This is a genomic window from Burkholderia pyrrocinia, from assembly GCF_001028665.1.
Lineage (GTDB): Bacteria > Pseudomonadota > Gammaproteobacteria > Burkholderiales > Burkholderiaceae > Burkholderia > Burkholderia pyrrocinia.
This window is the reverse complement of the sequence record NZ_CP011503.1, coordinates 1,976,433-1,992,592: the sequence shown is the minus strand read 5'-3', so window position 1 is coordinate 1,992,592 and position 16,160 is coordinate 1,976,433. Positions and strand designations below refer to the sequence as shown.

Genomic DNA, 16,160 nt, shown 5'->3' with positions numbered 1-16,160 from the left:
TCACGCGTGTATGGCATCGACGACGGAGCCGGGTTGATCGCGCAGGAATACGAGCGGTAAACGGTGCCGTCTTGTGCCCGGATCGTCAGGAATGGCCCTCCGGCACCGCAAACTTACCGCCGGAACGTTGTTTTGCAGCGCTCATCGGTAGCGCAATCATGGGTACCGCAAGGGGCTTCAGGTACAGCGAGAACCTATCGGCCAGCAGGCGCGGCAGGCCATCCGCATGCCGCGTCGATGCGGCATCAGTTGGCAGTTCGCCCGTGGCGCGTGGTGCGCGAAGACCGGCGCGCTCAGTTGCCCGCAACCGGCGCGAGCGCGTGCAGCGCCTGCGCGATCAGCACGGCCGCGCCGCCGCCGGCGATCGCAAAGCCGACGAAGCGCCGCACGATCGCGGCCGGCGCCCGTGTCACCGGCGCCGCGAACGCGGCGCGCATGTCCAGCATCATTTGCGTCATGGTCGTCACTCCTTCGACAAGACCTCGGTTCCAGAAGAAACGGCCGGTCGTTAGACCGGCCGTTTCGCGTTACTGCATCACCACTTCAGGATGCGGCCAGGTTCATGCGAGGTCGAAGCGGTCGAGGTTCATCACCTTGTTCCAGGCCGCGACGAAGTCGCGTGCGAACTTCTCCTTCGCATCCGCGCTGCCGTACACCTCGGCCAGCGCGCGCAGTTGCGCGTGCGAGCCGAAGATCAGGTCGACGCGCGTGCCCGTCCACTTGACCTTGCCCGTCGCGCGATCGCGCCCTTCGAACACGTCGTTCGCGGCCGACACCGGCTTCCATTCCGTGCCCATGTCGAGCAGGTTCACGAAGAAGTCGTTCGTCAGCGCTTCCGGACGGTCGGTGAACACGCCATGCTTCGCATCGCCGACGTTCGTGCCGAGCACGCGCAGGCCACCGACGAGCACCGTCATCTCGGGCGCGCTCAGCGTCAGCAGTTGCGCCTTGTCGACCAGCAGCGCCTCGGCCGGCGTCTTGTACGCATGCTTCAGGAAGTTGCGGAAACCATCCGCCAGCGGCTCGAGCACGGCCATCGCGTCGATGTCGGTCTGCTCCGGCGACGCATCCGCGCGGCCCGGTGCGAACGGCACCGTCACCGCCACGCCCGCATTCTTCGCGGCCTGCTCGACGCCGGCCGCACCGGCCAGCACGATCAGGTCGGCGAGCGACACCTTCTTGCCGCCCGTCTGCGCGTCGTTGAACGCCTTCTGCACGCCTTCGAGCGTCGCGAGCACCTTCGCGAGTTCAGCCGGCTGGTTCACTTCCCAGTCCTTCTGCGGCGCGAGGCGGATGCGCGCACCGTTCGCGCCGCCGCGCTTGTCCGAACCGCGGAACGTCGCAGCCGACGCCCAGGCAGTCGACACGAGTTGCGACACCGACAGGCCCGATGCGAGCACCTTCGCCTTCAGCGCCGCGACGTCGGCATCGTCGATCAGCTTGTGGTCGACAGCCGGGATCGGGTCCTGCCACAGCAGTTGCTCCGCCGGCACGTCCGGGCCGAGATAGCGGGCGCGCGGGCCCATGTCGCGGTGCGTGAGCTTGAACCATGCGCGCGCAAACGCGTCGGCCAACTCGGCCGGGTTCTCGTAGAAGCGGCGCGCGATCTTTTCGTATGCCGGATCGAAACGCAGCGACAGGTCGGTCGTCAGCATCGTCGGGCGGTGCTTCTTCGACGCGTCGTACGCATCCGGAATCACGTCGCCGGCATCCTTCGCGACCCACTGGTGCGCGCCGGCCGGGCTCTTCGTGAGTTCCCACTCATAGCTGAACAGGTGCTTGAGGAAGTCGTTGCTCCACTGCGTGGGCGTCGACGTCCACGTGACTTCGAGGCCGCTCGTGATCGCGTCCGCGCCCTTGCCGGTGCCGAACGAGCTCTTCCAGCCGAGACCCTGCTGCTCGAGGCCCGCGGCTTCCGGCTCGGGGCCGACGTTCGATGCCGGGCCGGCGCCGTGCGTCTTGCCGAACGTGTGGCCGCCGGCGATCAGCGCGACCGTCTCTTCGTCGTTCATCGCCATCCGCGCGAACGTCTCGCGGATGTCAATCGCGGCGGCGACCGGGTCGGGGTTGCCGTCCGGGCCTTCCGGGTTCACGTAGATGAGGCCCATCTGCACCGCGGCGAGCGGGCTTTCGAGGTCGCGCTTGCCCGAGTAGCGGCTGTTCGGGCCGCCGCTCAGTTCCAGCCAGATCTTTTCCGAGCCCCAGTAGACGTCGTCCGGTTCCCACGTATCGACGCGACCGCCGCCGAAACCGAAGGTCTTGAAGCCCATCGATTCGAGCGCGACGTTGCCGGTCAGGATCAGCAGGTCGGCCCACGAGATGTTGCGGCCGTACTTCTGCTTGATCGGCCACAGCAGCCGGCGCGCCTTGTCGAGGCTCACGTTGTCCGGCCAGCTGTTGAGCGGCGCGAAGCGCTGCTGCCCGCCGCCCGCGCCGCCGCGGCCGTCGGCCGTGCGGTACGTGCCGGCGCTGTGCCAGGCCATGCGGATGAACAGGCCGCCGTAGTGGCCGAAGTCGGCCGGCCACCAGTCCTGCGACGTCGTCATCAGCGCGTGCAGGTCCTTCTTCACTGCCGCGAGGTCCAGCTTCTTGAATGCCTCGGCGTAGTCGAAATCCTTGTCCATCGGATCGGACAGCGCCGAGTGCCGGTGCAGGACGTTCAGGTTCAGTTGATTCGGCCACCAGTCCTTGTTCGTCGCGCCAGCGCCGGTGGCGTGGTTGAACGGGCACTTCGTTTCGTTCGACATGCGTTTTCTCCTTGGCTTGCTCGTATGCCTCCACCTGCTCGCTCCGGCAGCGTGCCGGACGGTCTGTGGAGTGTCATTGCGGGGATAAGAAACGGAACAGGTAGGTCCTCCTGTCGTACTACGGGATGTCGTGCGGGGCCTTCGGCGCGCATTCCCGCAGCGTGGCGCCGCAGGCGGGGCGCTCGGGCAACCGGCTGCCGGCAGGCGTCGCGCCGGTGAGGCGCGTGGTGTTGAAGCTTTCGGACATGCGATGCTTCCTCATGGCTTGACGGCGGGTAAAGCGTGGGCACACGGGACCGGCATGCGGCGACGTTCATCCACCATACACACGGTCCGCCAGGTACGCGAACGCAATCGGACGCAGGTTGCGAATCGCCACCCGGGCGCGATGTACGACCTCGTCGCGCGACGGGATGTTCCGCTGCGCGTGCTGCAATACCGATCGCATCATGACACCCTCCTTTGACGCTTGCATTCCACGTGCAAATCGAACGTCGACACGACGCCGATCCATGTAGAAGATTCTAGTCACATCTATTGATTAATTGAAATTAATTAATTTTATCTATTAGATAGACAAAAATAAACGGGGTCGCAAGGCCCCGTTCATCGTGCTGCCACATGGGCATGCCGCAGTCCGCTCAGTTCATCGTGGCCGGCATGTCGAGCTTCGCAACGCCCGGCAGCACGCATGCGGAAATCGCGTCGCTGATCGCGTCGATCGCGGGCATCCGCGTGAAGCTCTTGCGCCACACGAGCACCACGCGGCGATCGGGCACCGGTTCGTTGAACGGCACGTACGACAGCAGCTCGGCATCGGGGCCGTTCGCCCGCGGGCCAACCTCGGCGACCGACATCCGCGGCAGCACGGTGATGCCGACGCCGCTCGCGACCATGTGGCGGATCGTCTCGAGCGACGAGCCCTCGAAGGTCTTCTGGATGCCGTCGGCCGTCTGCGAGAAGCGCATCAATTCCGGGCACACGCCGAGCACGTGATCGCGGAAACAGTGGCCGTTGCCGAGCAGCAGCATGGTTTCCTGCTTCAGGTCCTCCGCGTCGATCTCGTGGCGCTTCTCCCACGGATGGCCGGCCGGCAGCGCGACGACGAACGGTTCGTCGTACAGCGGGCGCACCATCAGGCCGGTTTCCGGGAACGGCAGCGCCATGATCGCGGCGTCGATCTCGCCCTGCTTCAGCAGTTCGAGCAGCTTCAGCGTGTAGTTCTCCTGCAGCATCAGCGGCATCTGCGGGACACGCTGGATCATCTGCTTGACGAGCGTCGGCAGCAGGTACGGCCCGATCGTGTAGATCACGCCGAGACGGAACGGGCCGACGAGCGGGTCCTTGCCCTGCTTCGCGATCTCCTTGATCGCGAAGGTCTGCTCGAGCACGCGCTGCGCCTGCGTGACGATCTGGTCACCGATCGGCGTCACGCTCACTTCGCTCGCGCCGCGCTCGAAAATCTGCACGTTGAGCTCGTCTTCGAGCTTCTTGATCGCCACCGACAGCGTCGGCTGGCTCACGAAGCATGCTTCGGCCGCGCGGCCGAAATGCCGCTCGCGCGCGACCGCGACGATGTATTTCAATTCAGTCAGCGTCATTGTGGGTCAATCAGAGATATACAAGCGATAGGTTTAATTTATACACCCTCTGGCACCGGTTCGCCAAGTTTCTCTGCATCGCAATGCATCGATTGACGGTTTTGGCCCTTCAGGATCCGGCCCCAAACCGGTGGATCAGGCCTTCAGGTACTGCTCGCGCGCGCCGAGCCAGCGCGCGAGATGCTGCGTGACGACGTCGGGGTACGCGGCGATCAGCCGCGTCGCGGCCTCGCGCGCCGGATCGATCAGCCAGCCGTCGGTCTCGAGGTTCGCAAAACGCAGCATCGCCGCGCCCGACTGGCGCGCGCCGAGGAATTCGCCGGGGCCGCGAATTTCGAGGTCGCGCCGCGCGATCTCGAAGCCGTCGGTCGTCTCGCGCATCGTCTTCAGCCGCTCGCGGCCGGTGATCGACAGCGGCCCCGTATACAGCAGCACGCACACCGACGCCGCGGTGCCGCGCCCGACGCGGCCGCGCAACTGGTGCAGTTGCGCGAGGCCGAAGCGCTCCGCGTGCTCGATCACCATCAGCGATGCATTCGGCACGTCGACGCCGACTTCGATCACGGTCGTCGCGACGAGCAACTGCACGTCGTTGCGCGTGAACGCTTCCATCACGGCCGCCTTGTCGGCCGGCGACAGCCGGCCGTGCACGAGCCCGACCTTCAGTTCGGGGAGTGTCGCGGCCAGCGTCTCGTAGGTCTCGACGGCCGTCTGCAGCTGCAGCGTCTCGCTCTCCTCGATCAGCGGGCACACCCAGTACACCTGGCGCCCCGTCAGCGCGGCCTCCCGCACGCGGGCGATCACCTCCTCGCGCCGCGCATCGCCGACGAGGCGCGTCAGCACGGGCGTGCGGCCCGGCGGCAGCTCGTCGATCGTCGACACCTCGAGATCCGCGTAGTACGTCATCGCGAGCGTGCGCGGAATCGGCGTGGCCGACATCATCAGCTGGTGCGGCTGGAAATCGCGCGCGCCGTTGGCCGCGTTCGCGGCCTTCGCGCGCAGCGCGAGACGCTGCTCGACGCCGAAGCGGTGCTGCTCGTCGACGATCACGAGGCCGAGCCGCGCGAATTCGACCGTGTCCTGGATGATCGCGTGCGTGCCGATCACGAGCTGCGCGGTGCCGAGCGCGGCCGCCTCGATCGCCGCGCGCTTCTCCTTCGCCTTCAGGCTGCCTGCCAGCCACGCAACCGTGACGCCGAGCGGCTCGAGCCATGCGCGCAGCTTGCGCGCGTGCTGTTCCGCGAGGATTTCGGTGGGCGCCATCAGCGCGGCCTGGTAGCCGGCGTCGATCGCCTGCGTGGCGGCCAGCGCCGCGACGACCGTCTTGCCGCTGCCGACGTCGCCCTGCAGCAGGCGCTGCATCGGGTGCGCGAGCGTGAGGTCGCGCGCGATCTCGTCGACGACGCGCGACTGCGCGCCGGTCAGCGTGAACGGCAGCGCCGCGTAGAGGCGCGTCGTCAGCGCGTCGGCATCGCTCGCGGTGCGGCGCGGCATCGCGGGCGCCGCGCGCGTGCGGCGCTCCTCGTGCGCGCGCTTGAGCGACAGTTGCTGCGCGAGCAGCTCCTCGAACTTGATGCGCGTCCACGCCGGATGCGAGCCGTCCATCAGCGCGGCTTCGTCGGAATCGACGCGCGGGTGGTGCAGGATGCGCACGGCCTGCTCGAGCGACGGCACGCCGAGCGGCTTCAGGTACGCGCGATCGATCTCGGGCGGCAGCAGCTCGGGCAGCGGCGTGCGCTCGACCGCGTTCTCGATCGCCTTGCGCAGATACGCCTGCGACACGCCGGCCGTGCTCGGATAGACGGGCGTGAGCACCTGCGGCAGCGGCGCATCCGCTTCGACGACGCGCACCGCCGGATGCACCATCTCCATCCCGAAGAAGCCGCCGCGCACGTCGCCGCGCACGCGCAGCCGCTGGCCGACGGCCATCTGCTTGACCTGCGAGCCGTAAAAATTCAGGAAGCGCAGCACGAGGTGCTCGCCGTCGTCGTCCTGGATCTTCACGACGAGCTGGCGGCGCGGCCGGTACGCGACCTCGTTGTCGAACACGACGCCTTCGGTCTGCGCGATGCCGCCCGGCAGCAGTTCGCCGATCGGCGTGAGCGTGGTTTCGTCCTCATAGCGCATCGGCAGATGCAGCACGAGATCGATCGAGCGCGTGAGGCCGAGTTTCGCGAGCTTGTCGACGGTCTTCACGGGTTTGTCGGCGGCCGCCTTCTTCTTGCGCTTCGTGCCGGATGCGCCCGCTTCGTCGGTTCCCGTGCCGCCTTCGGCATCGGGCGCGGCGGCGGCCGGCTGCGCGAGCCGCCCGTCGGCGCCGCGCTTCGGGCCGGCGCGGCGCGGCGCGTCGCGCTGCGGCTCGGCAGGCTCCTGCGCGTCACGCTCCCCCGCGCGATGCGCAGGCAACGCGACATCCTCCGTGTCGAACGGATCGGCGGAATCGGCAACGGTGGCGGTGGAACGGCGTGGTGACACAGGCATCGGATCGTCAGGGTGCTTCGCAAGGCAAGTACAATAGCGGCTTTCACGTCGTCCGAACGAACGACGCCGGCCAGGCCGCGCATCCCGTCATCATAGCGGCTCGCGCGCCCCATTTACGCGTTTCCGCCCTGCCGGCGACGCCCGCCGGCCGCTTCGAACCAGCCCGCATGTTCACGCTTTCCGATTTCGATTTCAATCTGCCGCCCGAGCTGATTGCGCAAACCGCGCTGCCCGACCGCACCGCGAGCCGCCTGCTCGAGGTCGACCGCACCGTCGAGCCCGCGCGCCTCGTCGACCGCCGTTTCGCCGAGCTGCCGTCGTGCATCGCGCCCGGCGACCTGCTCGTCTTCAACGATACCAAGGTGCTGAAGGCGCGGTTCTTCGGCCAGAAGGCCAGCGGCGGCAAGATCGAGGTGCTGATCGAGCGCGTGACCGGCACGCACACGGCGCTCGCGCAGATCCGCGCGAGCAAGTCGCCGGGCGCCGGCACGACGCTGCGTCTCGCCGATGCGTTCGACGTGACCGTCGGCGAACGCGTCGAGCCGTTCTTCACGCTGCACTTCCCCGCGCCGTGCCTCGATCTGATCGAGCAGTACGGCCGCCTGCCGCTGCCGCCGTATATCGAGCACGATCCCGACGCAACCGACGAGACGCGCTACCAGACCGTCTACGCGAGCAATCCGGGCGCGGTTGCCGCGCCGACGGCCGGGCTGCACTTCGACCAGCCGCTGCTCGACAAGCTCGACGCGATGGGCGTCGAACGCGCGACGCTGACGCTGCACGTCGGCGCCGGCACGTTCCAGCCGGTGCGCGTCGACAACATCGCCGAGCACAAGATGCACAGCGAGTGGTACGACCTGCCGCAGTCGCTCGTCGACAAGATCGCCGCGACACGCGCGCGCGGCGGCAACGTGATCGCGGTCGGCACGACGTCGATGCGCGCGCTCGAAGCCGCCGCGCGCGCGGCCGACGAAGCGGGCCGCCCGCTCGCGGCGACGCAGGCCGAGACCGACATCTTCATCACGCCCGGCTATCGTTTTCGCGTGGTCGACCGGCTCGTCACGAACTTCCACCTGCCGAAGTCGACGCTGCTGATGCTTGTGTCGGCGTTCGCGGGCGTCGAGACGATCCGCGCCGCGTACCGGCATGCGATCGACGAACGCTACCGCTTCTTCAGCTACGGCGACGCGATGCTGCTCACGCGGCGCGACACGCCGGAGGCGCCGCGCGTTTAAGCACGGCAGGCGCGACGGCCCGCACGCAGCGCGGCCGCCGTTCGCCCGCCGGGCGCTACGATGGCGCGCCCCTGTTTCCCCGCCGCCGGCTTGCCGGCGGCGTTTCCAAACATGCGCCGGACTGTTTTCCGGTGGCAAGGAGAATAAAGCGATGACCGAAGGTTCATCCCACGATACGCACGCCCCCGTGCACGACCGCCCGGCAAACGGGCTCGAATTCGAACTGCTGACGACCGACGGCCATGCGCGCCGCGGCCGCGTGAAGCTCAACCACGGCGTGGTCGAAACGCCGATCTTCATGCCGGTCGGCACGTACGGCACCGTGAAGGCGATCCAGCCGCGCGAGCTGCACGAGATCAAGGCCCAGATCATCCTCGGCAACACGTTCCACCTGTGGCTGCGCCCGGGCCTCGACACGATCGACGCGCACGGCGGCCTGCACGGCTTCATGGGCTGGAACAAGCCGATCCTGACCGATTCGGGCGGCTTCCAGGTGTTCTCGCTCGGCGACCTGCGCAAGATCACCGAGGACGGCGTCACGTTCGCGTCGCCGATCAACGGCGACAAGCTGTTCCTGTCGCCGGAAGTGTCGATGCAGATCCAGAAGGTGCTGAACTCCGACGTCGTGATGCAGTTCGACGAATGCACGCCGTACGCGACCGACGGCGTGCCGACGACGCACAAGGAAGCGGCCGACTCGATGCGCATGTCGCTGCGCTGGGCGAAGCGCTCGCTCGACGAATTCGACCGGCTCGGCAACCCGAATGCCCTCTTCGGGATCGTCCAGGGCGGGATGTTCGAGGACCTGCGCGACGAATCGCTCGCGGGTCTGTCGGAGCTCGGCTTCCACGGCCTCGCGATCGGCGGGCTGTCGGTCGGCGAGCCGAAGGAAGACATGATGCGCGTGCTGCGGCACGTGGGCCCGAAGCTGCCGGCCAACAAGCCGCACTACCTGATGGGCGTCGGCACGCCGGAAGACCTGGTCGAGGGCGTCGCCAACGGCATCGACATGTTCGACTGCGTGATGCCGACCCGCAACGCGCGCAACGGCTGGCTGTTCACGCGCTTCGGCGACGTGAAGATCCGCAACGCGACGCACAAGAACTCGCTGAAGCCGCTCGATGCGAGCTGCACGTGCTACACGTGCCAGAACTTCTCGCGCGGCTACCTGCATCACCTGCACCGCGTCGGCGAAATCCTCGGCGCGCAGCTCAACACGATCCACAACCTGCACTACTACCTGCAGCTGATGAGCGAGATCCGCGACGCGATCGAGACCCATACGTTCGACGCGTTCCGCCAGCGCTTCGCGGAGGATCGCGCGAGAGGCGTCGACTGACGGGCCGGCGGGCCGCGTGGCGGCCCGTCACATAGGACGTGTACTAAAAACGCGTCCCGATCGCCCGTCGCGACCGCCAAACATTACAATTGCCTTTCCAGACAAGTCGCAATGGTGCCGGTTCGCGCTTTAACAGCTTGATCCGAAAGCGCATTTGCTGCGCCGTTTGCGCATGGGGCCGGTGGTAGAATAACCGGCTTATTTTTCGATCTTCCCCTACGGAGAGACCAACGTGCCGTTCATTTCCAATGCCTTCGCTCAAGGTGCCGGTGGCGCCGAATCGAGCCTGATGAGCTTCCTGCCGCTCATCCTGATGTTCGGCGTGCTGTACTTCATCATGATCCGTCCGCAGATGAAGCGTCAGAAGGAACACCGCAACATGCTCGCGGCCATGGCCAAGGGCGACGAAGTCGTCACGAGCGGCGGCCTCGTCGGCAAGGTGACGAAGGTCACCGAAGGCTACATCGGCGTCGAGATCGCCGAAGGCACCGAAATCACGGTGCAGAAGGCTGCGGTCACGACCATTCTGCCGAAGGGCACGATCAAGTCGCTGTAAGCCCTTCACCGAGCGTCCGGCTCCCCGCGCCGTGCCCGCCTGAGAGAGCGGGCCGCCGCGGCGCCGGACGCGACGCTTTCACGCCAACCACCCGTTCGGCCCCCTCATGAATCGTTATCCACTCTGGAAATATGTCGTGATGGTCGTGGCGCTCGCCATCGGCCTTCTGTACACATTGCCCAACTTCTTCGGCGAAGCGCCGGCGGTGCAGGTGTCGAGCGGCAAGGCCACGGTCAAGCTCGACTCGACCACGCTGACCCAGGTCGAATCGGCGCTCGCCTCCGCGCAGATCACGCCGGACGACGTCACCTTCGAGAACACGGCGACCAACGCGAACATCCGCGTGCGCCTGAAGGACACCGATACGCAGCTGCGCGTCAAGGACCTGCTGCAGAAGTCGCTGAACGCCGACCCGAACGATCCGCAGTACGTCGTCGCACTGAACCTGCAGAGCGCGTCGCCGCGCTGGCTGACTGCGCTGCACGCGCTGCCGATGTATCTCGGCCTCGACCTGCGCGGCGGTGTCCACTTCCTGCTCCAGGTCGACATGACGGGCGCGCTCACGAAGAAGCTCGACTCCGACGCATCCGATGCGCGCTCGCTGCTGCGTGACAAGAACATCCGCGACGGCGGCGTCAGCCGCGTCGACCAGTCCGTCGTCGTCAACTTCAGCGATGCGCAGACCGCGGAAGACGCGCGCAAGGTGCTCGCACAGTCGGTCACCGAACTGCAATGGGTGACCCAGCCCGGCGGCGGCGGCACGCAGGTCGTCGGCACGTTCACGCCGGCCGTGCAGAAGTCCGTCGAGGACGCCGCGCTCAAGCAGAACCTGACGACGCTCCACAATCGCGTGAACGAACTCGGCGTGTCGGAACCGATCCTGCAGCAGCAAGGCAGCGACCGCATCGTCGTCGAACTGCCGGGCGTGCAGGACACCGCGAAGGCGAAGGACATCATCGGCCGCACCGCGACGCTCGAGGCACGCCTCGCCGACCCGATCAACACGCACCCGAATCCGAACGACCCTGTGCCGCCGGGCGAGGAGCTGTTCACGCAGGGCATCCAGGCGCCCGTGCTGCTGAAGAAGGACGTGATCTTCACCGGCGACCGCATCATCGATGCATCGGCCGGCTTCGACGAACACCAGCGTCCGTCGGTCAACATCCGCCTCGATTCGGCCGGCGGCCGCGCGGTGCGCACGGTGTCGCGCGACAACATCGGCAAGCCGATGGCGATGGTGCTGTTCGAGAAGGGCAAGGGCGAAGTGCTGACGGTCGCGACGATCCAGTCCGAACTCGGCGACCGCTTCCAGATCACGGGCCAGCCGACGCCGCAGGCCGCGGCCGACCTCGCGCTGCTGCTGCGCGCCGGTTCGCTCGCCGCACCGATGGACATCATCGAGGAACGCACGATCGGCCCGAGCCTCGGCGCCGACAACATCAAGATGGGCGTCCACTCGGTGATCTGGGGCTTCTGCGCAATCGCCGTGTTCATGATCGCGTACTACATGCTGTTCGGCGTGGTCTCGGTGATCGGCCTGTCGGTGAACCTGCTGCTGCTCGTCGCCGTGCTGTCGCTGATGCAGGCGACGCTGACGCTGCCCGGTATCGCCGCAATCGCACTCGCGCTCGGCATGGCGATCGACTCGAACGTGCTGATCAACGAGCGCGTGCGTGAAGAACTGCGCGCGGGCCAGCCGCCGCAGCTCGCGATCCAGGCCGGCTACGCGCATGCGTGGGCGACGATTCTCGACTCGAACGTCACGACGCTGATCGCCGGCCTCGCGCTGCTCGCGTTCGGCTCGGGCCCGGTACGCGCGTTCGCGATCGTGCACTGCCTCGGTATCCTGACGTCGATGTTCTCCGCGGTGTTCTTCTCGCGCGGGATCGTCAACCTCTGGTACGGCGGCCGCAAGAAGCTGAAGTCGCTCGCGATCGGCCAGGTGTGGAGGCCGGAAGGCGCCGCTGCCCCCGCGTCGTTCACCGACGCGGACGAATCGACCGACACCGCACGCGCCGCGAAGCTCGCCGCACCCGAGAAGGGCAATGCGCCGCGCGCCGGCAAGCCGCAACTGCGCAACCGCGCGCAGCAAGGCGTGTCGCCGAAGAAACCGGGCTCGACCCAATAAGGCCCCGGAGACGAGACCATGGAATTTTTCCGCATCCGTAAAGACATTCCGTTCATGCGGCACGCGCTGGTGTTCAACGTGATCTCGCTGGTCACGTTCCTCGCCGCCGTGTTCTTCCTGCTCCACCGCGGGCTGCACCTGTCCGTCGAATTCACCGGCGGTACGGTGATCGAGGTGCAGTACCAGCAGGCCGCGGAACTCGAACCCGTGCGCGCGACGCTCGGCAAGCTCGGCTACGCCGACGCGCAGGTGCAGAACTTCGGCACGTCGCGCAACGTGCTGATCCGCCTGCAGCTGAAGGAAGGCCTCACGTCCGCGCAGCAGAGCGACCAGGTGATGGGCGCGCTGAAGGCGCAGAACCCGGACGTCACGCTGCAGCGTGTCGAGTTCGTCGGCCCGCAGGTCGGCCGGGAACTCGCGACCGACGGCCTGCTCGCGCTCGCGTGCGTCGTGATCGGCATCGTGATCTACCTGTCGTTCCGCTTCGAATGGAAGTACGCGGTCGCCGGCATCATCGCCAACCTGCACGACGTCGTGATCATTCTCGGCTTCTTCGCGTTCTTCCAGTGGGAGTTCTCGCTGGCGGTGCTCGCGGCGATCCTCGCGGTGCTCGGCTACTCGGTCAACGAGTCGGTCGTCATCTTCGACCGGATCCGTGAGACGTTCCGCCGCGAACGCAAGATGAGCGTGCAGGAAGTGATCAACCACGCGATCACGACCACGATGTCGCGGACGATCATCACGCACACGTCGACGGAAATGATGGTGCTGTCGATGTTCTTCTTCGGCGGTCCGACGCTGCACTACTTCGCGCTCGCACTGACGGTCGGCATCATGTTCGGCATCTACTCGTCGGTGTTCGTCGCGGGCTCGCTCGCGATGTGGCTCGGCATCAAGCGCGAAGACCTGATCAAGGACAAGAAGACCGCGCACGATCCGGACGATCCGAACGCGGGCGCGCAGGTTTAAGCGCTGCGCCGTTTCGGCAAACGCAAGAAGGCCGGTCCTGTTGGGCCGGCCTTTTTTCATGCGCGGGCCGCCGCCGTGCGGCCAGCCCCGCAGGCACCGTCACGGGCGTCGGCTACAATCGTGCCCGCCCTGCCCCGTTGCATGCCGGCCGCGTGCCGGCGGGCAATCACCCTCGCCACCCATCCGAACGTGCGGTCCCGATGATGCTTCCGATGTGTGTCGTTCGTCGCCTCGCCGTCTGCGCAGCCGTCGCGGCCGCGCTCCTGCCGTGTGCGTCATCCGTCGGTGCGCAGCCGGCGTCCGCCCCGCCCGCCGCGTCGCCTCCCGCCGCCCAACCGCCATCGCCCTGCCCGTCCGACTGGGAGCCGCAGATCTGCGAACTGAAGAACGCCGTCGAAGTGCTGAAGAAGCAGCACCTGACCGACGTCGACATCGGTGCGCTGCTCGACGCCACCGTGCACGACGGCATGAAGACGCTGCCGTATGCACGCTTCTTCAACGCGAAGGAACGCCAGGAGCAACTCGACGACGAGCGGCGCGCCCGCGACGGCACGCCGGGCATCGGGATCGTCTTCGAGACGCGGCCCGACGGGCTGCACATCATCGACGTGATTCCCGACGCACCGGCCGAGAAGGCCGGCGTGCGTCCCGACGATCTCGTCGTGGCGATGAACGACAGGAGCGTCGTCGGCATCGACAGCAGCGAGCTCGTGAAACTCGCGAAGGGCGACGCGGGCGTCCCGCTGAAGCTCACGGTGCAGCGCGGCCCGCAGCATGCGGTGCTGAGCTTTGCGCCCGTACGCGCGATCGTCAAGCCGCATCCGGCGATCGCGAAGCGGCTCGACGGCGACATCCTGTACACGCGGCTGTCGAGCTTTCCGGAACCGGCGGTCGGCGACTTCATCGACGCGGTGCAGGCCGCGCGCCGCGCAGGCCCGCCGGTGAAAGGGATGATTCTCGACCTGCGCATCAATGGCGGCGGCGCGCTCAATGCGGCGATCGGCATCGCCGCGCTGTTCGCCGGACGCGACCGCACCGCGATGGTGACGGTCGAGCGCGGCGACGCCCACCGCCGCCGCTTCTCGACCAACTGGCCCGACTACGAACTGCCGGTGATGCACGGGCAGGATCCGCTCGCGCCGCTGCAGGCCGACGACTGGTGGCACACCGTGCCGCTCGTCGTGCTCGTCGACGGACAGAGTGCGTCGGCCGCCGAAGCGACCGCGGCGGCGTTGAAGGATCTCGGCCGCGCGAAACTGCTCGGCATGCCGACGTACGGGAAGGGGCTCGCGCAGACCGGCGTCGACCTGATCGACGGCACGCGCCTGAATTTCACGTTCGCGCGCAACCTGCGGCCGAACGGCTGCCCGATGGACGGCTATGGCGTCGTGCCGGACTGGCTCGTGCCGCCGCGCCGCGACTCGGACGTCGACGGCGTGCTGCTGTGGTACCGGGAAGTCGATCTCGCGCGCGCGCCGTATGCGGACCGGCTCGCGCCCGACCCGTTCGAGCACGCGCGCAAGGAGCGGCAAAAGCTGCGCGAGCAGCGCGTGCGGGCGAAGGTCGATATATCGAAGAGCGCGGCGCTGCCGCAGCGCGCGTTCGGCACGGCCGGCGACTGGCAGTTGCAGCAGGCGCTCGCCGCGCTCGCGGGGCGACCCGTGCGGACCGTCGACGCGCCGGCGCAATTGATGCCGGCGCAGCCCGTGTGCGAACAAGGCGGCAACTGACGCGCCGCCGCCCGCCCTTCTACCGGAAGCCGAACCGCCTGCGCAGCACGACCAGCGCCGCGAGGCTCAACACGGCCGCGAACATCAGGTAGAAGCTCGGCGCGGTCTTCATCCCGGTCGCGCGGATCAGCCACGCGATGATGAACGGCCCGAAGCCGCCGAAGATCGTCACCGCGACGTTATACGCGAGCGACATCCCGGTCGTGCGCGTCTGCACCGGAAACACCTCGGACAACAGGCCCGGCAGCGCCGCGAAGTAGCCGGTCATCAGGAATGCGAGCAGCACCTGCAGCGCGATCAGCGTGCCGAAGCCCGGATGCGCGACGAGATAGGCGAAGGCCGGATAGATCAGCACGAGGATGCCGATGGCCGGCGCGACCATCACGCGCACGCGGCCGTAAAGGTCCGACCAGTGACCGACCAGCGGCGCGAACGCCATCTGGATCACGCCGACGACGAGGATCGCCGCGAACGCGGCAGACGGTGCGAGGCCGAGCTGCTTCACGCCGTAGGTCGGCATGAACAGCACGAGATAGGTCGCGACGGTGCCGAGCACGACCACGCCCATCGCCGCGACCAGGCGCGCCTTGTGCGATGCGAACGTGTCGCGCAGCGGGTTCGCGGTGCCTTCGGCCGCGAGGAATTCGGGCGTCTCGTCGACCTTGGTGCGGATGTAGTACGCGACGGGCCCGAGCAGCAGGCCGAAGAAGAACGGCACGCGCCAACCCCACGCAGCCATCTGCGCGGCCGACAGCTGCGCGTTCAGCACGGTGCCGAAACCGGCGGCGAGCAGCGTCGTGAGCCCCTGGCTCGCGACCTGCCAGCTCGCGAAGAAACCGCGCCGGCCCGGCACGTGTTCGGCGAGGAACGCGGTCGCGCTGCCGAACTCGCCGCCCGCGGAGAAGCCCTGCATCAGCCGCGCGGCGACGAGGATCACCGGCGCCGCGACGCCGATCGTCTCGTAGGTCGGCAGCACCGCGATGACCAGCGTGCCGGCCATCATCAGCAGGATCGACAGCGTGAGTGCGGCCTTGCGGCCCGCGCGGTCGGCATACGCGCCGAGCACGATCGCGCCGAGCGGCCGCATGAAGAACGACACGCCGAACGTGCCGAGCGTGAGCAGCAGCGACACGGTGTCGTTGCCGGCCGGAAAGAACAGCTTCGAGATCGTCACCGCGAAGAAGCCATAGACGACGAGATCGAACCACTCGAGCGCATTGCCGATCGACGCGGCGACCACCGCGCGCCACACGCGCGGCGACGAGGCAATGGAACGGGACTGCGTGACGGCATGCATCGGCGATCTCCTTGTCGTTGTACGTTCTGTTCGAAGCGGCCGCGGCCGCGCTCGCGCCGTCGGCCCGCCGGGCGCCG

General features: G+C 67.6%; 12 protein-coding genes. 6 read left to right on the top strand and 6 right to left on the bottom strand.

The genetic code is table 11. The features are described from left to right. Window positions 1-293 precede the first annotated feature (293 nt). The 5 genes from ABD05_RS38570 to recG all read right to left on the bottom strand — a co-directional run bounded on the left by ABD05_RS38570 (window position 294) and on the right by recG (window position 6,829). A complete protein-coding gene (locus tag ABD05_RS38570) occupies window positions 294-458 on the bottom strand; it encodes a hypothetical protein (protein WP_167347843.1) in 165 nt (54 codons plus the stop codon). A 102-nt stretch (window positions 459-560) separates the two neighbouring features. Next, complete coding sequence (katG, locus tag ABD05_RS09205; protein ID WP_047899848.1) at window positions 561-2,747, bottom strand: catalase/peroxidase HPI; 2,187 nt, start codon at window positions 2,745-2,747, stop codon at window positions 561-563. 118 nt (window positions 2,748-2,865) lie between these two features. Then, complete coding sequence (locus ABD05_RS39285; RefSeq protein ID WP_274521907.1) at window positions 2,866-2,994, bottom strand: hypothetical protein; 129 nt, start codon at window positions 2,992-2,994, stop codon at window positions 2,866-2,868. A gap of 394 nt (window positions 2,995-3,388) precedes the next feature. Then, complete coding sequence (locus tag ABD05_RS09200) at window positions 3,389-4,348, bottom strand: hydrogen peroxide-inducible genes activator (RefSeq protein WP_047899847.1); 960 nt, start codon at window positions 4,346-4,348, stop codon at window positions 3,389-3,391. Between the two features lie 135 nt (window positions 4,349-4,483). Continuing rightward, the gene (gene recG, locus ABD05_RS09195; protein WP_047899846.1) at window positions 4,484-6,829 is read right to left on the bottom strand and encodes an ATP-dependent DNA helicase RecG; all 2,346 of its coding nucleotides are present in this window, start codon (window positions 6,827-6,829) and stop codon (window positions 4,484-4,486) included. Window positions 6,830-6,996: 167 nt separating this feature from the next. On the opposite strand from recG, the gene queA reads away from it, so the two are divergent. The 6 genes from queA (at window position 6,997) to ABD05_RS09165 (ending at window position 14,786) form a co-directional block, all read left to right on the top strand. Further along, window positions 6,997-8,064, top strand: a complete 1,068-nt coding sequence (gene queA, locus ABD05_RS09190) for a tRNA preQ1(34) S-adenosylmethionine ribosyltransferase-isomerase QueA (RefSeq protein WP_047899845.1) — start codon at window positions 6,997-6,999, stop codon at window positions 8,062-8,064. Between the two features lie 151 nt (window positions 8,065-8,215). After that, entirely contained in the window at window positions 8,216-9,403 is a 1,188-nt protein-coding gene (tgt, locus tag ABD05_RS09185) for a tRNA guanosine(34) transglycosylase Tgt (protein ID WP_047899844.1), read from the top strand. Window positions 9,404-9,635: 232 nt separating this feature from the next. Then, window positions 9,636-9,959, top strand: a complete 324-nt coding sequence (gene yajC, locus ABD05_RS09180) for a preprotein translocase subunit YajC (RefSeq protein ID WP_034182772.1) — start codon at window positions 9,636-9,638, stop codon at window positions 9,957-9,959. Window positions 9,960-10,065: 106 nt separating this feature from the next. After that, window positions 10,066-12,087, top strand: a complete 2,022-nt coding sequence (gene secD, locus ABD05_RS09175; protein ID WP_047899843.1) for a protein translocase subunit SecD — start codon at window positions 10,066-10,068, stop codon at window positions 12,085-12,087. 18 nt (window positions 12,088-12,105) lie between these two features. Further along, the gene (gene secF / locus ABD05_RS09170; RefSeq protein WP_047899842.1) at window positions 12,106-13,056 is read left to right on the top strand and encodes a protein translocase subunit SecF; all 951 of its coding nucleotides are present in this window, start codon (window positions 12,106-12,108) and stop codon (window positions 13,054-13,056) included. A gap of 212 nt (window positions 13,057-13,268) precedes the next feature. Continuing rightward, the gene (locus ABD05_RS09165; RefSeq protein WP_175804788.1) at window positions 13,269-14,786 is read left to right on the top strand and encodes a S41 family peptidase; all 1,518 of its coding nucleotides are present in this window, start codon (window positions 13,269-13,271) and stop codon (window positions 14,784-14,786) included. A gap of 19 nt (window positions 14,787-14,805) precedes the next feature. Here ABD05_RS09165 and ABD05_RS09160 read toward each other — a convergent pair whose 3' ends face one another. Beyond that, complete coding sequence (locus ABD05_RS09160; protein WP_047899841.1) at window positions 14,806-16,083, bottom strand: MFS transporter; 1,278 nt, start codon at window positions 16,081-16,083, stop codon at window positions 14,806-14,808. Between the last annotated feature and the right edge of the window lie 77 nt (window positions 16,084-16,160).